General features: G+C 59.7%; 13 protein-coding genes and 6 pseudogenes. 2 read left to right on the top strand and 17 right to left on the bottom strand.

Annotation, left to right across the window (positions count from 1 at the left end):
• Positions 1-672 precede the first annotated feature (672 nt).
• Positions 673-1,779, top strand: a complete 1,107-nt coding sequence (locus X741_RS151190; RefSeq protein WP_023778266.1) for an ISAs1 family transposase — start codon at positions 673-675, stop codon at positions 1,777-1,779.
• A 46-nt stretch (positions 1,780-1,825) separates the two neighbouring features.
• Here the strand turns inward: X741_RS151190 and X741_RS1000000169805 are convergent.
• The 13 genes and pseudogenes from X741_RS1000000169805 to X741_RS1000000168460 all read right to left on the bottom strand — a co-directional run.
• Positions 1,826-2,074 (bottom strand): annotated as a pseudogene (locus X741_RS1000000169805) (transposase); the annotation flags it as partial.
• Positions 2,075-2,173: 99 nt separating this feature from the next.
• A complete protein-coding gene (locus X741_RS151195; RefSeq protein WP_023778264.1) occupies positions 2,174-3,307 on the bottom strand; it encodes a hypothetical protein in 1,134 nt (377 codons plus the stop codon).
• Between the two features lie 1,310 nt (positions 3,308-4,617).
• Positions 4,618-4,962: a LysR family transcriptional regulator gene (locus tag X741_RS1000000168475; protein ID WP_023778262.1), complete on the bottom strand. Its 345-nt coding sequence runs from the start codon at positions 4,960-4,962 to the stop codon at positions 4,618-4,620.
• 1,348 nt (positions 4,963-6,310) lie between these two features.
• Entirely contained in the window at positions 6,311-6,691 is a 381-nt protein-coding gene (locus tag X741_RS1000000170975; RefSeq protein WP_023778260.1) for a hypothetical protein, read from the bottom strand.
• Between the two features lie 15 nt (positions 6,692-6,706).
• Complete coding sequence (locus X741_RS1000000170970) at positions 6,707-7,429, bottom strand: transposase DNA-binding-containing protein (RefSeq protein WP_245272719.1); 723 nt, start codon at positions 7,427-7,429, stop codon at positions 6,707-6,709.
• Between the two features lie 254 nt (positions 7,430-7,683).
• A complete protein-coding gene (locus X741_RS151210; RefSeq protein WP_312887730.1) occupies positions 7,684-7,968 on the bottom strand; it encodes a hypothetical protein in 285 nt (94 codons plus the stop codon).
• A pseudogene (locus X741_RS1000000168470) lies at positions 7,920-8,066 on the bottom strand (transposase domain-containing protein); the annotation flags it as partial. The gene X741_RS151210 and the pseudogene X741_RS1000000168470, both read right to left, overlap by 49 nt.
• Positions 8,067-8,180: 114 nt before the next feature.
• A pseudogene (locus X741_RS151215) lies at positions 8,181-8,393 on the bottom strand (tyrosine-type recombinase/integrase); the annotation flags it as partial.
• A 140-nt stretch (positions 8,394-8,533) separates the two neighbouring features.
• The gene (locus tag X741_RS151220; RefSeq protein ID WP_245272718.1) at positions 8,534-9,370 is read right to left on the bottom strand and encodes a tyrosine-type recombinase/integrase; all 837 of its coding nucleotides are present in this window, start codon (positions 9,368-9,370) and stop codon (positions 8,534-8,536) included.
• A pseudogene (locus X741_RS1000000168465) lies at positions 9,367-9,867 on the bottom strand (site-specific integrase); the annotation flags it as partial. The gene X741_RS151220 and the pseudogene X741_RS1000000168465, both read right to left, overlap by 4 nt.
• Before the next feature lie 51 nt (positions 9,868-9,918).
• The gene (locus X741_RS1000000170965) at positions 9,919-10,596 is read right to left on the bottom strand and encodes a hypothetical protein (protein WP_245272717.1); all 678 of its coding nucleotides are present in this window, start codon (positions 10,594-10,596) and stop codon (positions 9,919-9,921) included.
• A 6-nt stretch (positions 10,597-10,602) separates the two neighbouring features.
• Positions 10,603-11,502 carry a transposase family protein gene (locus X741_RS1000000170960; protein WP_245272716.1) on the bottom strand — a complete coding sequence of 300 codons (900 nt, stop codon included), beginning with the start codon at positions 11,500-11,502 and terminating at the stop codon, positions 10,603-10,605.
• Positions 11,503-11,745: 243 nt separating this feature from the next.
• Positions 11,746-12,066 (bottom strand): annotated as a pseudogene (locus tag X741_RS1000000168460) (gamma-glutamyltransferase); the annotation flags it as partial.
• Between the two features lie 295 nt (positions 12,067-12,361).
• Between X741_RS1000000168460 and X741_RS151230 the strand changes: the two are divergent.
• Positions 12,362-13,861 carry a M81 family metallopeptidase gene (locus X741_RS151230; protein WP_031250107.1) on the top strand — a complete coding sequence of 500 codons (1,500 nt, stop codon included), beginning with the start codon at positions 12,362-12,364 and terminating at the stop codon, positions 13,859-13,861.
• Between the two features lie 536 nt (positions 13,862-14,397).
• Here the strand turns inward: X741_RS151230 and X741_RS01000000166690 are convergent.
• The 4 genes and pseudogenes from X741_RS01000000166690 to X741_RS151245 all read right to left on the bottom strand — a co-directional run bounded on the left by X741_RS01000000166690 (position 14,398) and on the right by X741_RS151245 (position 19,337).
• Positions 14,398-15,283: pseudogene (locus X741_RS01000000166690) on the bottom strand (MurR/RpiR family transcriptional regulator).
• Positions 15,284-15,460: 177 nt separating this feature from the next.
• Positions 15,461-16,276 (bottom strand): enoyl-CoA hydratase-related protein, encoded by an 816-nt coding sequence (locus X741_RS151235; RefSeq protein WP_023778253.1) that lies wholly within the window; start codon positions 16,274-16,276, stop codon positions 15,461-15,463.
• Positions 16,273-18,465, bottom strand: a complete 2,193-nt coding sequence (locus X741_RS151240; protein ID WP_051410473.1) for an acetate--CoA ligase — start codon at positions 18,463-18,465, stop codon at positions 16,273-16,275. The genes X741_RS151235 and X741_RS151240 overlap by 4 nt, the downstream gene beginning before the upstream one ends.
• A 2-nt stretch (positions 18,466-18,467) precedes the next feature.
• Complete coding sequence (locus tag X741_RS151245) at positions 18,468-19,337, bottom strand: enoyl-CoA hydratase/isomerase family protein (RefSeq protein WP_198023963.1); 870 nt, start codon at positions 19,335-19,337, stop codon at positions 18,468-18,470.
• Positions 19,338-19,580: the final 243 nt, after the last annotated feature.

Below are 19,580 nucleotides of genomic sequence, written 5' to 3'. Positions count from 1 at the left end.
TCACCCGACCCGGCGAGATTGCGGCCGCGCATATAGGCTAGGGCGTGGTCATTGATCATCTAATCTCCGTGTCCAGCGCGTAGCGTCGCCAGGAACGACTGACGCGACTTCGATCGCCCGGTGCGGAATGCGCTGAAGCGGTCTTTGCCGATCTGGGTGGTGTAGCCGTCCTGGTTGATTGGTATTGCGCACCGCAGCTCTGCCAGCACAAGCTCGCGCACCAAGATCGTCACGTAGGCAACCGAAGTGTGATGATAGCAAGCGCAGTCGGCGCGGCGCCAAGCGCGACCCCGTGAGACGAGAGATGACAGTGGCAGCGAGCGCGCTGCGGGCTCGCGCGCGGCAAAGGTTCACCGCGGCTGTGCGAAGGAAGGGCGAACGCTGTTTGGTTCGCAAATGCTGAAGCTTCGGCTTGTAGCGGGTCTCGGCATAGCCACGCAGCACATGCTAGCGCTCGAGCGCGCAGCGGGTGTGGCCGTTCGGCACTCGTAGACGAGCTGCTGGAGAACCGTGTTGCCGGGCGTCCGAAGTGTAACCGATGCCGTTGTCCTCTCACTATAGATGGTTTGCGTCGACCTTTAATGGCATAGCCCCGCACCACAGGGCGGAATCATGAATCGTTAACGCTCTGGTAACCAAGTGGGATTCTGTTGGCCGGGAAGGAGACCGGCCATGGACGCAAGCTTTCTCGATCATATTGACGACATTGAAGACCCTCGCGTGCCCGGAATGGTGGTCTATCGGCTCGACGAGATCCTGCTCACGGTGCTCGTGGGCCTGTTGTGCCGAGCGGAGGATTTCGACGAGATCGAGGACGTGGGCGTCGAACTGCTCGACTGGCTCCGGCGCATCTTGCCGTTCGCGCATGGGGTTGCGCCGGCGCAGACCTTAAAGCGGACGCTGGCACGGCTCGATCCGCGACAGTTGGAGACGGCGTTCGCCGCCTGGGTGAAGAGCCTCGCCGGGCGCATCGGCGGCGTCGTCGCCATCGACGGCAAGACCGTGCGCGGCTCCAAGCAGGACGCCGACGGGACAGGCGCGTTGCATCTCGTTCAGGCCTGGGCGCACGAGGCGGGCCTCGTGCTGGCGCAGCGGGCGGTGGACACCAAGAGCAACGAGATCACCGCCATTCCCGAGCTTCTCGACATGCTCGCCCTCGAAGGCGCGATCGTCACCATCGACGCGATGGGAACGCAAAGGCCGATCGCCGCCAAAATCGTCTCCAAGAAGGCCGATTATGTCCTGGCGCTCAAAGGCAATCAGGGAACTCTCGAGGAGGATGTCGCGCTGTTCTTCGACGATCCCGTGCTCGCGGCCGATTGTTCGTGTCATGAAGAAGAGCCGCAAGCCGGCCACGGCCGGATCGAGGAGCGCACGATCCGCGCCGCCGATGCCGCCTGGCTCGCCGAGCGTCATCCCGATTGGAAGGGGCTTGCGAGCTTTCTCGCCGTCACAACGCGTCGCACGATCAAGAAGACCGGCGCGGTCTCGATCGAGACGCGGCTCTTCATCTCCTCGCTGCCGCCCGACCCCGTCCGCCTCGCCGCCGCCGTGCGTGCCCACTGGAGCGTGGAGAACAATCTGCATTGGGTCTTGGACGTGGCGTTCCGCGAAGACGAGTGCCGCGTCCGTAAAGACCATTCGGCGCGCAACCTCGCCATGATCCGCCGCGCGGTGCTCAACATGCTCCGACGCGAGCCTTCAAAGACCTCGCTCAAGCGTAAGCGCCTCAAAGCCCTCATGAACCCGACCTACCGCCAAGCCGTCCTTGCAGGTTAACGATTCATGATTTCGCCCTGCCCCGCACCAGAATATGGGTGGTCGGCCGGCGCAGATGGCCGCGAATCTCCTTGGCCGTCAAAGCGACCGGCCCGGGGCGCAGACATCAATCGGCACGAAGCAGCGCTCGTCATAGTGGGCGTTGAAGAGCGACTGATGCTGAAAGCAGTGAACGACATCGAGCATATCGTCGATGTCGAGCCTCACAGTCTCGGGCGGCGCAGCAATAGCTCGACAGCCACAGTTCGACCAGCACATCGCTGAGTTGGATGACGGTCTTGAGGTCGGGCAGGTTCCCCGACGGCGCCAATCGTGCATGCCGGGGATGGCTTTACTGCTTTACACTGCGAGCGCCGATGTACTTTGTCCGGCAGGCGGCGCGAAGGGTGCCCGACTATTCGAAGCGACGACGATATTCAGCATATTTTGCTGCCAATTCATCTGCGCGGTCTTCGCACTCGTCCAACGCCATTGCGTTGCAATCGTAGGCGAGCAGCTCGCGCATAACTTCCGCCGACTCCGCCGTGAAGCGCACCGTCCCGTCGCTTTCCACGGCCTCAATACCGTCGTATTTCTGGCATCCCTTGTTAACCTCCACCGCATCGTCCAATGACAAGCCTTCAGGCAGGTCGATCGAAATGCCTGTCGGAGCAACCCTAACGGGATAGCCTCCCACGAGACCCAATGGACCCGGCGCATGGACGACACGTTCTACGCGATCAGCCAACGCACGAAGAACAGCTGTCGCCGACGATGCAGTCACCGATTCCCCCTCCAGGCCTCCAACCCGCCGAAAACGTCCGGCAACGTTCGCGAAGATCACGTCGTGACCCATTTCCTCAGGCCCAATTCTCTGGCCCTCCCGATATATGGTCAGATGGTACGGCGCGCCATCCGTGGAACCGGTCCTCGGCATACGATAACTGAGGTAGTGTTGGGCAAAGAACCGCACATCGATTGCTTTCACTTCGCAACCCAGAAGATGCGCTGCCGCCAACCTGATGCCCGGTACGGCGTTTGCGACGTTACCGATGCCAATCGCCGGCGAGAGACCCTCGGCGGCAAGGGCGGCATTTGTGACATCAGGGTAGGATGCATTCACGACCGCGGTGTCAAGCCCGGCCTCTCGCACACCTCTCATCAGGCGTCGCACGAGAACAAGATGCATAGGCGTCCATACGCCGCCGCGTGCTCGATCGATCTGCTGATAACCATCGGGCGGCAATTGGGTTATCACCCACCATGAATGCAATGTCGTTGCATTGAAAATGATGTCAGGACGGAGAGCCGCAAGCTGCTCTGCTGTAGCCTCTACATTTATGAGATCCATGGGCACAACCTCAATTGTCGGATGGTGGCCGAGGTTCAAAGCCGAGTGCTTCGCCAGGTTGACCTTTAAAGAGGCCCGCTCCACATCTTTTGCTCCGACATGCAGATCGTAGGGTCTGCCGCTTTGACTGAGAAAATCAAGGACCGCCCCGCCAAGCACGCCGTGGCCGATAACTAGAATTTTTGCGCGATCTTGCATCGAAGCTCTCCGAGGTGATTGTGGACGAATTTAAAAATTGATGATTCTTATCCTTACATAGGAGGGCCCGTTTTAATTTCATATGCAAGTGCACTTGTCATAAATTACATTGAATTAATGTAAAAGTTTTTGCTACTTAATTAATAACAATTCTCAATGATGGCGCGGTACTGACAGATTCATGTGGCAATTCTGTCCTACGCCAATCTAAATTCACGGCGATGCTCTCTTATGCCGAAGGCGTTGGAACGGAACGGGTCTGAGGTTGCAGCTATAGTGATCGAGCCGGTCCAGGAGTGAAAGTGACTCCTGCCAGCGCCGCCGGAGTTCATCCGCGGTTTGCGCGCTTGTGCGATCGCGCACCGACCTGACCGCAGATGAGGTCCAGTCCGGCTTCGCTCGCACCGGCCTGGTTTCGCCATAGAGCATTCAGGGTGGAGCCGATAGCGCTGGGAAAGAGTTTCGGCGGCGGGCCCCAATCGCCGTTGTCATCGGCGAGGCGATGATCATGGATGCCGTGCCGCAGGGCGATTTCGTGGGCAACTACGCAGGAATCCCCTTGCATGCGCAGCGGCACTTGCCGCACTGCCTCTGACAGAAACTCGCTTTGAAGGGCTGGGTGTTATCAGGATCACGGCGTTCAGTTCCAGCACCAGGCCCACCAGCCGCGCAGCAAATGCCGCGCGTTCGAGCGCCCCCAACTCCCATTTGAGATCGAGGATGTCTGAACGAATCCGCCCCCCAGGAAACATCATCCCGAACGCGTGATGGCATAGCCGCACCTATGCCTCCGGGCCATGCAAAGACGCGCCGCGGCGCGAGCTCCAACTCCAAGCGGTTCCGCTCTTCGGTCGATGTTCCGCAACCAGTCACGCAGCCGCTCGGGCGATTATCATTCACATCGGATAATTTCCTGCCGGGCGTCCAGTTCGAGGTCGGTAATCCTCAAGAGCTTGCCGTCTTCGACCAAATTCGCACCAGTAGGTGCCAGCCCGCGGCAACGCCCTGATCGGCCTGGGCAGCTTGCAAAACCACCCGTGGCATCCTCCCAGCCGGGTTCGATCCATTCGACGTGCAGGAGGGGAAGTCTGGGCAAGCACTTGGCCGCGCGTTGTGTTGCTCTTTGGCGAAGGCGAGACCGCAGACCGGGTAGATGACGCCAAGCAATAGGTCCGCTCTCTCGTTAGGCCACGAGGCGCCATAGCGGATGCGCAGCTTAACCTCAGCGCGGCGATAGTCGTGCGAACTTTCGGAAGTCACATGGACTGGAATAGCGTCGTGCTGTGCTCCAAAGCACGGCATACGTAGTTTCAGCCAGATCGGCGCGAACCCATCGCTGGAGGCAATCGTGACGTCGGCGAACGACCGCCGCGTTTAATGGTCGTGACGACATCGGACGCCCTGGAAAAAATGCTTGCCAGCTGGGTGTAGAGATCTTTGCCAGCGGCGGTAAGCACCAGGTCGGTTCCTGGCCTCACAAACAGCGGAACACCAAGCTCGTCCTCAATGACTTTTATCTGCCGACTGATCTCTCTCGATGGCACGTTCAGCTCGGAAGCTGCAAGCTCAAGCGAAAGGTGTCGTGCCGATGCCTCGAATACCTCGAGGGCAGTGAGGACAGTGAGGGACAGGATATCATAATAGCGATGGGCCATGAACACTCCAATCAGATCGGCAGTCGCGAACCAAACGACCGGCTATCAACGTCGCCCATAAAGGACTGCCGCCAGTCTACACGCGTTAAAAGCGAGGCTGATGAGTCACCACCAGGCTCCGCGACGGAACTGCGGCCGTCGGCCGTGACCCGCGCAAGTTGCGTGCCAGCTGGCGCACCGTTAGGAGTTGCACTACTCGTCCACATCGACACCCGGCCCGCCCGACCGTTTCGTCGGGTTTCCGATATTCTTGTCCGGCTTCGGGCAAAGGGTTTGTGCCTGCCGAGGTGGTCGGCGCGGGAGGTCAGCCACGAAACATGGGGCCGTGGCCATTGGGCGAGGAGTCCGGATAAAGGCCTAGGAGAATGGCCGAAACGCAACACAGTTCGACGGAGCACCAATGATCACGCGTTCGCGCGGCAGATGCTCGAGACACCGATCCTTGACGGTCGCTTGCGCTGGAAGCTCTATCCTTTGTCGATGACCGCGCTGCCGTCGCCCTGGCCTGACAGTATTGTCTCCCCATAGTTTTTTCTGAAAATCCGCCCAGGGGCGGCTTCGAAAGCCCGCCTGTTTTCGGACCGGCTCGCCAAGGAACTTCGAATCATTGTAACTCTCCGCAATGAAGATGCACGGCAGACAGTGTCACGTGAGCAAGAGCCTGTCCGCTCTCATCACGCTTTGGCCAAGTGAGCGTAACTAGCTGCGAAAACCGTCGAATTTGTGCTCGCCGCACGTCACGGGCTTGTAGCGAAGCGGATTGCTGTTTGTGATGCATGAGGCCAAATGGCTCTATGATCGCGTTGAAATCAGCATCGATAAGGAAAGGGATTGACTATCGCTCACCGCGAGATGTTCCCTACGCGGTGCAAGTTCGCCAAGTAGACATCGTTGGTGAGCCACTGAACTAGACCCCAATGTTGATTATGAAAGTTCCGTGGATCGGTGTGCGCTACCAAATCGCCATCTGGGTTTATGAGCTGAAGACCACCCATCGCTGCCATACTGCAATAGTTCTCGCCGCGCGGCCAGCCCGTATAGACGCGCATCAAAAGCTCCCTATCGAGACGATCGGTCTTGGCGCGGCGTGTTCGCCGGACATCGAAACGTTGCAGGAGGTAGCGTAGGACTCGATGTCGGGCGCCGACAGCCAACCTGCCGGCTAAAAGCCATCGCCAGCCGCCTCGTAGGCGACCGCGGTCCGTTTGATAGGATGCCCGGCTTGGCCGGCTTCGTCACACATGCGCCTTTGACCGGAGCAGTGCTGTCGGCATTTGTTCGAAATAGACCAGTACTAAGAACCGCCAGTGGCGACACCACCAACGTACCCGTCCGGTGAAGCTTTCGATTACCCACATCGTCGGCTTGATCCAATAGAGATGCCGAAGGCGATGTCGTGCAAACGGGTCATGCCGCGCCAGACGACCATGTTGCCGGGAGGCGGATCATGTTTGCGGGCGAGATAGCCGCCAAGCATGGCGATTTGCAGCAGGTGGGCGGCGAGCGTGGGCCGTTGGGGGCGCGGTCGTGTTCGGGCGGCGTCGATCTGGTCGAGCGCAGTGATCTTGGCGAAGGTGAGAACGCTGTCGGGCGCGGCGTCTGGCTTGGCGCGCGCCGACATAGTGACGAAGAATATTCGCCAGCTGACCACTGCGATGAGAGCGAGGAACTTCGCCAGCCTCTCTGCGGTCTCGAGCCTCGCCTCCTCGGCGCGGCAGCCGGACTTCATGACCTTCAGGTCGTCTCATCCTGATCGATCGTAATGCGATGACGTCCCGCCCAGGGCGCCGCCGCAAGTTGGGTAAAGACGCGATTCGCAGGATCGTGTGGGCCAGCATCGGCAGGCCGCTCGGCGAGCCTGTTCGTCTGCACCCGCACGAGGAAGCTGGTACAAGGTCCTGCGCGGTGCAATAGAGCTCGTAGATGTCGCTCTCCCGGTCACCCACATGCACACAGCGCTCGGGCGCGCCCACGAGCGCGATGGACTGACGCAAGTTCTCCAGCCAGCGGTAGCTCTCCTTCGTCTCGATCGGCACGCGCGTGGGATTGATGTGCGCTTGAGCGCGAGCGTTCCCTTGAATTTCGTTCGGGTCCAGAACTTCACTGCCGTCAGACCGAGGGGCGTGCCGGTGAGGGTGACGGCCAAGCTCGAATGCATCAGCACCCCGCACAAGGTCAGCACGTTGGGCTGCCCAGCCTTGTAGCGCCCGGCGTTGATGGTCTTGGTGAAGCCGATTTTGCCCGGCTGCGCGCGGCTGTAGATAAATTCGGTCGTGTCCTGCAGGATAAGGATCGGACCTTCGTTCGCCGCAACGCGGGCCGCAGTCGCGGCGAAATGGCCGGCGAGAACGCTGTGTTCGGTCACACGCGGGTTGTCAAAGAAGCGGTAGGCCGCCTTCGCCGCTGCCCAGTCGCCACAGGCCGCCGGGATCGGCTTGCCCGGCGCTGCTGACAGCTGATCCAGCAACCGCTGCAGGCGGCGGACCAGGCGCTTGTCGGGAAGGGCCCGCCGCGCAAAGCTCTTCCTGCCAAGCGGCTTCGCTGCTGCTGGTCTTGTCTCGCATCCGTGACGCCTCGTGATTCGGCGTCACGGACAGAATCACAGCAGATTCATACGCGGCAATAGGCCGCCGACGATGTGGGTAATCGAAAGCCGGTGAAGCCCGGTGAAGACCGTGCGTATCCGGCGGCCATGAGCACTTGAGCACCGTGATGCTGGGGTCAAGCTTTCGATGGGGAGACGCGATGATATTCTTCGAGGAGGAGTTTGACTTCCTCGATGCCTTCATCGGTGAAGGCCAAGATCCCGTCGTCATCGTTGGCGCCGTAAACCCAGATGACGCCGTCCTCGGGCTCGAGACCGAGGGTCAGGTCCTGGATGAGCGCTTCGCTGACGCCGAGGTCCCTGGCGACACGTTCGACGGTGTAGACGTGATGCACCTTATTGCGCTGCATGATCAGGCCGCCGCTGGTTGGGTCCGCAGTTTTGCGGATCTCCAATTCCACGGCAGCAAATCATCGATCCGCTGTGCTGGGTGGGCTGCGATGCGCGCCAGGATATCGGCGAGCCAGGCCTGAGGGTCGATGTCATTCAGCTTGGCGCTTTATGCCGACCGGCGAACTATGCCGAGCGCCTCGTCCGATCATGGCGGTATGATGCGCTTTGCCCGCCATTTCGACCAAGAACCCGTCGTTGACACTCGGCATAGTTCTCATCCTCAAAGGGCGTTCAGGAACTCAAGTAGCCGGTCGTTTGGCCGAAATCGTTCGGCCTTTGCGCGTTCGTATGGCTTCAGCTTGGCAAGTGCGGATTCCTTCAGCTCAAGATGAAGATAGGTCAGCGTCGTTTCCATCGCCTCATGGCCCAGCCATAAGGCGATGACCGAACAATCGACGCCCGCCTGCAGCAGCTCCATGGCAGCGCTGTGGCGCCTATGTCGATCAAGACATAGGAGTCACTATCTACCCCGCCCGACTATGTCGAGTAGCTTTGACCGCAACAGTAAATGCCCTGAGGAATAGAGAGATTTCCTGCAGAAACGCCCGGGCCACCCGACATAGTCAGCTCGATCTACAGGCTGTTCAAGAATCCCAACAAATTGTCGCCAGGCCGGAAGCGGGATGACTTGCCGGAATATGGGGACGTCTTTGCCAACGCCGCCTCCTTCATCGCCAACGTCGCCTCGAGATAGATCTGTGTGGTCTCGACCGATTCATGGCCGAGCCACAGAGCGATTACCGCACGATCGACGCCCGCCTGCAGGAGGTCCATGGCCATCGTGTGTCTCAGACGATGAACAGTGACGCGTTTTCCATTCAGCGACGGGCAGATGTCAGAAGCGGTCTGGCGGTGTTTGTTCAGCATATACTGAACGCCATGAACGCTCAGCCGCTCACCTCTGGCGCTGGGAAACAGGATACCCTCTTCTCCGCGTTGAGGCTCTTTCAGCCAGCTTCTCAAGACTGCGGCCGCAGACTTGGCGAACGGGGTGCAGCGTTCCTTGCGCCCTTTGCCAATGACGCGCAGGTGGGCGCCCGTGCCGAAGAACAGATCGTCGCGCTTGAGACCAGTGATCTCCGATAGCCGCAATCCGGTCTGCACAGCGACCAGCAGGAACACGTGATCGCGTCGCCCGGACCAGGTCGATCGATCCGGTGCGGCCAGCAAGGCATCGACCTCTGGGCGGGTCAAGAAATTGACCAGGGTTCGAGTGAAGCGCTTACTGGGGATCGCGAGCACGCGTTGAATTTGGGCGGAATGCTCGGGTGCCTCGAAGGCGGCGTAGCGAAAGAAGGAATGAATTGCCGTGAGGCGCAAGTTACGGCTGCGGACGCTGATACCCTGGTGGTTCTCCAGGTCATCAAGGAAGGCAACGATCAACGGCGCGTCGACTTCCTGGAAGTTCAAGCGAGACGGCGGCTTATGCAGTGTTCGTGCGGCGAACACGCTGGTGCGTTGGTACGAAGCGGCGTACTTCGCTCCTTGCGGCCCTTGCCAAGGCATCGCACGTGGGCACCGTGCCCCAGCATCACCGAGTCCCGGTCGAGATCGATGATCTCCGAGACCCGCAACCCCGTTTGCGCGGCCAGCAACAGCAGAGTGTAATCACGCCGTCCCAGCCATGTGCTTCGATCCGGACAGGCCAGGATCGCTTCAATCTCGGGCCTGGTGAGAAACTGAAGCTGTCGCTTGTCGCATCGCTTGCTCGGGATCGCGAGCACGCGTTGAATCTGGGCGCTATGGGCCGGCTCCTCGAACGATGCATATCTGAAAGACCGAATGGCCGTGAGGCGGAGATTACGGGTCCTCACTGAGGCGGATCGCAGTGTCTCGAGGTCTTCCAGGAATGCGCCGATGAAAGGCGCGTCCAAATCCCGCAGTGTCAACTGTGACGGAGACCTGCCAAGGCGTGTCTGCGTGTCGGCCGAATTGAGAAACTGACCCCCCCTATTGCCTCACCGAGGAATGTTACCGAACGCGATAGGGCCGACATGGGCCCTTTCTCCATCCGTCGCGGCGGAGGGAGATAGCGGCCAGCTCTTCATCCAACCGCCATCGAGGATGATCAGCCCAGCCATTTCCATGCGCCAGACCTTCACAAGCCGTTGCACCATTCTCAGGTTATTTTTCTTGAAGCGCGAGGGGTCGATCTTTGTCAGGCGTTGCAACACACTTGCTGCCGAGAGCGCCGGCTCTTCCTCGAGCCATCCCTTGATCTGCGCCTCGAACGGCTCGTACATGCTGGGTCTCTTCGGATAGGGTTTGGTCCGCCGATACGGCCGCCGATGCGTTGGTCGGGTCTCGCCACTCTTCCAGGCCGTCTTCAGATTCGCGGCAAAGCGCTGGAGATCGATAACGGCCGGCTCCTCAATCTTCGTATTCAGGCCACGACGATCGACCCGCCGCCCAAGCTCCTCCTGCGCGGCGCGGATGCCAGCAAACAGCAGCACGGGATCGGCGGTTTCCATCATCGCCTGGAGCCGCTGCTTGTCGGCCTCGGCCACAGCCGGATGTGCAAGGACACGGGCCGCAGGCGGAACTGGCGGATGATAGCGCTTGATCACACGAGCGCCGATCCGCGTCTTCTCCTGAAGCTTGAATGACGGTTGGAACAGATTGCCGTAAAGCCGCACGACAGCTTAAAGTTTACCAAGCGCGGCCGTCGCCTCCGCGCCGACAAACCGACCATACCCCACCAGGCGACGCACGATGGCGCCATTCTTCTGCTCCACATGCGCCTGGTCATTCTTTCGATAGGCGCGCGAGCGCGTCACTTCCAGTTCCTCACTGCGGCACCAGGAGACGACGAACTCGTTCATGAAGGCGCTGTCGTTGTCGAAATCTACGCCGAGCAGGGGGAAGGGAAAGAACGAGCGGGCCTGCTTGATCGCCACAATCACATTGCCGCTGTCGCGCGTGCGGACCGGAACGCATTCAGTCCACCCCGTGGCAATATCGGTCAACACCATCGTCTGCACAAAGCTGCCGGACGAAGATGTGCCGGAATGCGCCACGAAATCGACCTCGACGTAACCGGGCGGCGGATCATTCCAGTCCCCGAAGGTGCGCACCGGCACCGATCGGCGAACCGCCGAACTCATTCCTGCTCGCCGGCGCTGGCCGCCGCGAGCCACAACACGTACCTCCGCCAAAAGCCGATCTATCGTCGCCGGGCTCATTGTCAGCAGCTTGCCGCGGAGCGCGGCATCGAGCTCCAGCCGGCCATGCCATTCAAGCGCTGGCAGCAAGACAGGTATCAACGGCCGCAGCCGTTTGGAACACAGCCGCTCCGATGCCTCCCACAACACCACGAGCGCTTCGCGAACATCGCCGCCATAGCGAAGGCTGTGCCTCTTGTTGCCAGGTATCTTCGACGCGCGTTGACGGAGCACTCGGATCGCATGCTTGCGATGATAACCGGTCACCGCGACGAACTCATCGAGGATGAGGCGCTTATCGCTTCGGCTCCCCGATCGATACCGCTCGACAATTGCTTCCACCAATTCCGACCGTGTCGCCATGCTGATCCGCCTTGCCATCCATCCTCCGAATCGGGATGACAACACCTGACCATCCCATTCGGAACAGCGACACTATTGGTAACATTTTGCTTGAGGCAATGCAGGGTCAAATCCTCACTTCGCTTGACACTGCGCGAATGCAAACAGGAGCCGGAAGGTGTCGCGATAGGAGGCGATGGTGTTGGAGCTTACGCCTCGATGTCGCATGAGCCGATCGGTGAACCACCGCTCGATCAGCACGGCCAGATCCACCTTATTCAGGTCCAGACGGCCATGTTCTGCGACGGCCTTTTCAAAAGCCCGCGGAATGCCTGGAACGGGCACGGTTTTCGCGCCGATTTCGGCGCTTTGTGGTGACCAAGCCTGCGGCAGCGCGCTTCGACCGTCGATCACGTTCACCTGACCATCCGGGCTCAGGATTACGATGTGGCAGCGTCCGCCAAGACTAGTGTTTGCAGGATCGGCGACAGTCATGGCGAGAGCTGCCGCTACGGCCGCATCCACTGCATTACCCCCCCGTCCGGAGCATTTCCGCTCCTGCGATGGCAGCGGGTTCGGAGCCTGCGGCGACAACACCGGCATGAGAACTAGACCCCATCGCGGCGACAACCTTCGAAGTCGTGGCGAGCCCGCGTGCGAGGACTTGCTCCGGCGTCGTTAGAGCCAGAGCGGGGCTCAAGGCTGTAGCTTGGCCCCTGGGGCTGTCCGTTTTCGGGAATGTCAGTCGCTCCCCTTTGCACCTTGAATCAAGTGTTGCATATTTCATATTATGAGTCAAATGAACTAATTTGGGAATAAACGTGGTCAGCGAAGCGGTTCGGAACATTCTGCGTCCTCGCGACTTGGCCTCCTCAGCTTCGGGAAAAGGAAAGAAATGATGTCTTCGAGCACCAACGGGGGACACCGCATCGCTATCGCGGGCTTCCTCGACGAGTCGATGACGTTCATCGATAAGGAAACGCCACTCGAGCGTTTCAGGTTCGTGGAGACTTCTGGACCGGATCTCATCGAAAAGTATCGGGGGACCAACACCGGTATTGGTGGCATTATCGATGTCTGCGAGCGCGAGCGGGCCGAAATCATTCCTCTATTTTTTTCCTCAGGTGGAGCGGCCGGCCCAACCAGTGACGAGGCTTATGAGTATTATGCCGAGAAACTGGTCGAGGGTCTGGGATCGGCCGGCAAGCTCGATGGTGTGCTGCTGGATCTCCACGGTGCAATGGCGACGCCGAACCGCCTTGATGCCGATCGGGAAACGCTGGAGCGTGTTCGAGCGGTCGTCGGGCCGGACGTCCCCGTTATGGTTGCGCTCGACTATCACGCCAACCTCGATGAGGAATCGATCAGGGCGGCCGATGCCGTATTCGGTTATCATTTCTCCCCACACACAGACATGGGCTCCACCGGAAAACGTGCGGCAGAGTGTCTGTTCCGTACCCTGCGGAGAGAGATCGCACCGGTCTGTGTTCTGGTGAAGCCCGGCGTCATGGTGCCGAGTATCTTCAGCGCGACCGGCATAGAGCCACTGAAATCGATTGTCATGGAGTCGATCGCGGCGAGCGAGCGAAGCGACCGGTATCTCGACGTCTCGATCTTCGCCGGTTTTTCCTATGCCGATGTCCCGAACTGCGGCTTCTCAGTGGTCGTGGCGGCGGATCGAGACCGTTCGGCGGCGCTCGATATCGCTAACAGTTTTTCCTCGCAAATCTGGACGCAGCGGGAAGCCCTGACTCACCGGGACCTCGTCCACTCCGTCGAGAGTGGGCTCGTGGCAGCGAAAAAGCTCGTATCCGAAGGAAGGCGCCCCATCGTTCTGCTTGAACATGCCGATCGGATGCATGACTCGACTTATCTCCTTCGTGAGGTCCTGCGCCGAAAGCTGCCGAGGACGGCTGTTCCTTATTTGTGGGATCCCGAGGCCGCCGCCGAGGCCGTATCCGCCGGCGTTGGCGCGACAGTCAGCCTGAAGGTGGGCGGAAAAAGCAGTGAGCGCGCGGGGGGACCGGTCGTGCTTGAGGGCAATGTCATTCATGCAGGGCGCGTCACCTACCGCGCGACCGGTCCCTACAAGACGGGAAGCACAGTAGAACTCGGCGTTACCGCTGTGATAGACACTGGCTCAGTAATCGTGTCGCTGACTTCCCTCCCCACGACTGCCGTCGACGACGACTGCCTGACCCAATTCGGACGCACGCTGGACGACTTCGACTACGTGGTCCTTCGCTCGAAGACACATTTCCGCGCTTTCTTCGAGCCCGCGGCCGCGGCCATTCTGATTGTCGACACCCCGGATTGGGGGCCTGCAGATCTGCACATTTTGCCGTATAAACGTGTTCCCCTCGACCGGGTCTACCCCTTTGTTGAATCGAAGGCATGAGCGGTCCCTCTGGCAACGCGCCTCTTATCGGTCCGCGGTTCAACGCTGACATTGAAACACATAGTCACTTGGTTATGGAGACGGCTCGAGGGCGTCGCTGATCCGATGGCGACAGTCGTTTCGCTTGGTTCGTCCCGGCGATGGTGATCACGGAACCGGAACGGGCAGTGCTGGCGCCGATCGGATTTCCGATCAAGATCGAGTTTGCGACCGGCGCGGATGCGAGTCACGGGGGCGTTCGACGCGGCGATACTGACGGTGCCGTCGGGGTGCTGGCGAGGGGCAGCGAGAATGAACTCCATTGCCGTCCCTGGTGCCCGTGGGAATTGCGACCGGTCACACCTACACGTGCTTGCGCGACGCTACCTGGCTCTCATCCAGGAAGCCGTCTACTTCATGGTGGCGATGTCTGTTTGGGCGCCGCTCAGTAGAGTAACCGCGTTCGTTCCACGCTATAGTTCCACGAATGCTCAGCCGCTGCAGGTTGCGGCATGCCTCTCTGTCAAAAATAAAACAAGATGCACTGGCGCTCCTGCTCATCTTCGGGTGCCGCGCGGTCTGAAATGAATCTTGAATGCCGCTAGCTGCTCCTCTGTGTGCCTGATGGCCTCTAGAGCTTTCTCCCCTCCGTGGCCTGTCACGAGCGCAGAAAGGACCTCAGCCACAACGAATGCGGGCGCCATTGTATGAAAAAAAGATGGGCTTTCTGTCGCGACAAGAATGGCGTGCTTTGCGACCTGAGCGAGCGGCGCGACCTCGCTGTCTGTGATTGCGATGATTGGAACTCCTCGCGACGCAGCGTACCGAGCAATTTCCACGGTCGCGCGGGTGTAAGGATGGACGCTTGCGACGAGAAGCACATCGCTCTCAGTTGCTGCCCGAAATGGATCGGCTCCAACAGCCCCAAGTGCGTCAAGAAGGACCGCTCTATCGCCCAATAGCGACAGAATGTAATGAAAGTACCAAGTGACAGGATGGCTTGATCGAAGACCGAGACAATAAACGCGGCGGGCTAAAGCAAGCGACGACGCTGCTGCCGAGAGAGAATCGAGAATGCTGGGATCCATTAACTTCGAGATCTGATCTATAGTGGAACTTACAATCCCGGCCGCGAGTGCCTGGTCCCCCTTGAGCTTTTGGGTTGCAATCTGCGTCTCAGCCTTTTCCGAAAAATCAAGGCTTCCGTTTCGCACGGTTTCTGCATAAGCCTTGCGAACAGGTCCGTACCCCTCCAGCCCAAGCCGCTGAGCAAGCCGAGTCATTGTTGCAGGCTCGACTCCAGCCTGCCGGGCCTGCTGCCGCATCGACAAAGAGACCGACGTCGCGCGGATGATTCAGGACGTAACGCGCCGCCACCTGCAGTTGCCCGGGCAGTTCGTCGAATGCTTCGATGATTCGTTTGTGGAGAGGTCCTTGATCCATGTGACTATTATAAGTACCGGCGGCGAGACTGCCAGCGTCCATGATGCTGCCGGATTCTCACCTTCTTCGGTGCGAGCTTTCGTTGCCTCAAGCCCTGCCCAAAAATGGCGGCAAACCGGAACGCGATTCCAGAACTCAATAGCGTTAAAGCAGATTACTGATATCGCCCTTTGGCAATCAGTGCCCTTGGAACCGGGCCGGGCGCTTATCCAGGAAGGCTTCGACCGCCTCGAGATGATCCAAAGTATTGTGGCACATGCCCTGAAATGCCGCGCAGAGGTCAAGGTAGTCAGGCAGGTCCAACCGCTGCGCCGCCTTCAGTAGCCGCTTCGCGAGCCGAAGTGCCTGAGGGGGTTTTTCGGCAATACTTCCTGCAAGTTGCAGCGCATTTGCCCGCAACTCGGAAGCTGCCGCCACCTCAAGCACGACTCCCAATCGTAAAGCCTCCCCGGCGCTCATCAAACGCCCGGTGAAAATCAGCTCCGCTGCTCTTTGGGGGCCCAGCAGGTCCTGCAGGAACCAAGCGCCGCCATCTCCCGGAACAATCCCAAGATTAATGAAGGTTGCCCCGAATACCGCGTTTTCAGCCCCAATCCGGATATCGCACATCGTCGCGAGATCGAAACCGGCACCGATCGCGGCGCCGTTGACGGCGGCAATGGCAGGCACCTCCAGGCGATGCATGGCGAGGGCGATTTGTTGAATACCGCGGCGATAACGATCCTGCACCTCATAGACTTCGCCAGCGAAGCTTCCCCTACGGTCCCTCATGTCCTTGACGTTGCCGCCGGCGGAAAACGCCTTGCCAGCCCCTGTCACGATCAATGCCGAGACGGCCGCACCACCATTGATCCAGTCAACCGTCCGCACGATATCGTCGATCAGGGCGGTCCCAGTCAGTTCGTTGCGGACGTCGTCGCGGTCAAGTATGAGCATCGCGACGCGGTCGCTCACCTCGAGTTTCGAGTCGATCAGTTTCGGCAGATCGGTCATGCCTCAATCCCTTGCTTCTGTGCCGACTGCGCCGTGGAGGTCTCGGCGAGAAGAATGCGAACGTCCAGGACGGCCAGACTGTCGGGATAGGCAAGGATGGGATTAAGATCGAGTTCGTCGATATCCGGGAATGCTTCAACGAAGCGCGAAATCTGCAGCATCAGGTCTGCGAGCGCGTCCCGATCGACCGGCGCTCCCCCACGGACGCCCTCGAGGAGCGCTCGAGCCTTGATTTCGTCCAACATCGCGAATGCATCATTCCGCGAGATCGGAAGCGCGCGGAACACTACGTCGCTAAGAACTTCGACGAGGACTCCACCAAGTCCAAACATCATGACGTGGCCATAGGCCGCGTCGCGCACCACGCCGACGATGACCTCGACGCCCCCCTTCGCTGCCATTGGAGTGACGAGGACGCCGGCAACATTCGGATTGGTTACTGCAGCCTTGGCATTGGCGACGATCTCAAGGAAGCTACGGTGTACAGATGCGACGTCGGCGACATTGAGTTTGACTCCGCCTGCCTCCGTCTTGTGCAGGATGTCGCGAGATACGATTTTCATCGCGACCGGCTGTGCGCCGAGACGGAGAAAGGCTTCTTCGGCCTCTCGTTCATCCACAGGAAGCAATGCCGGAGCGAGATCCAGGCCGAAATCGTGCAGGCTGCCTCGCCCTTCGTGCTCCAAAACTACCCGCCTACCCTCGGCCCTACATCCCGCAAGAACCTGCTCGAAGACTCTGCTGTGCTCCGCTCGGTTTGGCGGCAACGCTTCAAAGCCGCGGCCCACCTCACCGTACTCCGCCAAAGCCTGTATGCACCGCACGGCGGTTTCCAGGGAACTGTGCACGGGGATGCCGGCGCGGCGCATGTCAATGAGTGGTAATGGACGCTGATCTGCTTGGAGCGCACTGTAAAGGCTGTGAACAACAACGGGCTTGCCCAACCTGCGCGAGATCGCGCCGATCATGTCCGTCGCATTGAGTTCTGGGGCGAGCAGGTCGCGCGAGAAGCGGACCGCGTACCCGCCATAGAGACCGGATATTAGAAGTCCGTCCACCATCGAATCCTGCAAGAGGATCTCGGCGCAAGCGGCAAATACCAACGGATCTGCATCTGTGCCCCCAGCGACGTCGATTGGATTTCCAATTGACGCGGCCCGAGGGAGCACTGCCGCAAGCCGCCGCCGCGTCTCTTCGCTTAGGGGCGCGAGCACCAGTCCACGTTCGCACAACGCGTCAGCGGCAATCGTCGCATGGCCTCCGCCATCCGCGAGGATGGCAACGCGACGCGAGCGCAAGGGTGCCAACAGTGACAGTGCCTCCGCGATCGGCAGGATCTCATCGGATCGGCACGCGAGAACCGCGCCGGCTTGCCTCAGCACGCCCTCACTAACCGCATATTCGCCAGCCAAAGCGCCGGTATGAGACTTCGCGGAAATGCGTCCGGCACTTGTCCGACCCGATTTGTAAATGACAATTGGTTTCTCTAGCGAGATCCGCCTCAAGGCGTTTAAAAAGCGGCGGCCGTCTTTCAGTCCTTCAATGTAGGCGATCACCACGTTGGTGTTGGGATCGGCCGCAAAGTAGTCGAGGTACTCGTCGAAGCGGATATCGGCCTCGTTACCTACCCCCACATAAGTGCTCAAACCTACATGCCCGTTGGCTTGAGCTTCGGTGACGAGTGACAGAGCCATGTTGCCGGATTGGGATAAAAGGCCAATGCTACCCTTCCGCAAGTCCGAAAAGCCGACGAGATTGCAGGCTTTGTGGGTATTGAACATGCCCGAGGTGTTTGGCCCGATGATCCTCACCCCGCCAGTCCGCGCAGCGGCTAGCATTGCATCCTGGAGCCGCTTGCCGTCGTCTCCAGCCTCTCCAAAGCCACCCGCAAGAACCACGGCACCGCGGACTCCTTTTGCGGCGCATTCGGTGATGACTGAGGCAATCGCCGAAGCGGGAGTACAGACCAGCGCAAGGTCGACGGGCCCCGGAAGGCTGCCCAGATCGGGCAGACACCTAATGCCGCAGATTTCGCTTTCCTTCGGGTTAATAGGATAGATTGCTCCTGCATAGCCGTCGTCCAAGAGTTTCCTTAGCGACCGATACCCGCGCTTAGCGGGATTCTTGGATGCGCCGACAATCGCGATAGAGTTCGGGGATAGAATGTCGCCCAGTTCGTCCGACGACATCATCATTCCCCCAGGAAGACCGGCGAACGCTTCTCGGCGAAGGCGTCGACACCTTCCTGCCAATCACGCGTTGTCGAACAAAACATCATGCCCTCAAGCTCGGCAGTAAGCGCAGCTTCGAACGTCCCGTCAGCAGCGGACGCCAACTGCTCTTTCGCAAGCTGCATCGAGAATGGCGCCTTGTTTGATAGTTCGCTTGCCAGGGTGCGGACTCGTTCGGCGAACTCCCCGTCGGGGATACAGTTTGAGGCCAGCCCGATCCGGACCGCTTCCGCTCCATCGATCTGCCGGCCCAGGAAGAGCAGCTCACGCGCCTTTGCCAGGCCAACAAGTCGTGGAAGGATGCGCGTGACCCCGCCGCCGAGGAATGCGCCAAGGCCGATTTCGGGAAATCCGATCCGCGCCGATGCAGCCATGACCATAAAATCGCAAGCGATCGCCATCTCGGCACCAGCACCAAGCGCATAGCCGTTCACGGCCGCAATGATCGGCTTTGGATGTGAAACCAGACGCCTGCACACCCTTTGTTCGCTCATCAGATATTGTCGCCTATCGAAGGCGGCGCGACCAGCCTTATGCTCCTTCATATCGGCGCCAACACAGAACGCCCCCCCTTCTCCGGTCAGGACAATCACGCGCACTTTTTTGTCTTTTTCAGACTGGTCGAGAGCTGTCAGGACATCGTCGTACAGTTGCTGCACTACTGCATTCAGCCGGTGCGGCCGATTGAGTCGAATTTCAGCTATGCTGTCCTGAATTTCGTAGGTGACTGTATCGAACATCATGTCGGTACCAATGACCCTGGCGGGTTGGGAGATCCTGTTCGCAGGCACGATAGCAAACTCCGATTCTAGTTGCAACATACGTTTCATCGATGTAACAATGATTCTGATGGATCAGTATTGCCACGGGAAATGCTCGCTGGAAGGCGCATGCTCTGCGGCGCTCTGTTGTGAGTGGCGATCAGTGTAACGGTGCTGTGCTTCAACATTCTCGCAAATTCAAATTCTCCCAAATAGGAATGGCAATGTCGAACAGCGGTCAAATAGGAATAGCCATGTCGAATGCCGGTCAGAGGCCGGGCCGGTGTGGCGTGGTCGCAGCGGGCTCCCCGG

This window comes from Mesorhizobium sp. LNHC221B00, assembly GCF_000502935.1.
In the GTDB taxonomy this organism is placed as follows: Bacteria; Pseudomonadota; Alphaproteobacteria; order Rhizobiales; family Rhizobiaceae; genus Mesorhizobium; species Mesorhizobium opportunistum.
The sequence above is the reverse complement of the archived record's forward strand: the minus strand, read 5'-3'. Positions and strand labels throughout refer to the sequence as shown.

Coding starts and splice junctions, on each gene's coding strand:
- X741_RS151190 (WP_023778266.1), top strand. CDS start 673: ATGGACGCAAGCTTTCTCGATCATATTGACGACATTGAAGACCCTCGC.
- X741_RS151195 (WP_023778264.1), bottom strand. CDS start 3,307: ATGCAAGATCGCGCAAAAATTCTAGTTATCGGCCACGGCGTGCTTGGC.
- X741_RS1000000168475 (WP_023778262.1), bottom strand. CDS start 4,962: ATGGCCCATCGCTATTATGATATCCTGTCCCTCACTGTCCTCACTGCC.
- X741_RS1000000170975 (WP_023778260.1), bottom strand. CDS start 6,691: ATGAAGTCCGGCTGCCGCGCCGAGGAGGCGAGGCTCGAGACCGCAGAG.
- X741_RS1000000170960 (WP_245272716.1), bottom strand. CDS start 11,502: ATGGCAAGGCGGATCAGCATGGCGACACGGTCGGAATTGGTGGAAGCA.
- X741_RS151230 (WP_031250107.1), top strand. CDS start 12,362: ATGTCTTCGAGCACCAACGGGGGACACCGCATCGCTATCGCGGGCTTC.
- X741_RS151235 (WP_023778253.1), bottom strand. CDS start 16,276: ATGACCGATCTGCCGAAACTGATCGACTCGAAACTCGAGGTGAGCGAC.
- X741_RS151240 (WP_051410473.1), bottom strand. CDS start 18,465: ATGTCGTCGGACGAACTGGGCGACATTCTATCCCCGAACTCTATCGCG.
- X741_RS151245 (WP_198023963.1), bottom strand. CDS start 19,337: ATGAAACGTATGTTGCAACTAGAATCGGAGTTTGCTATCGTGCCTGCG.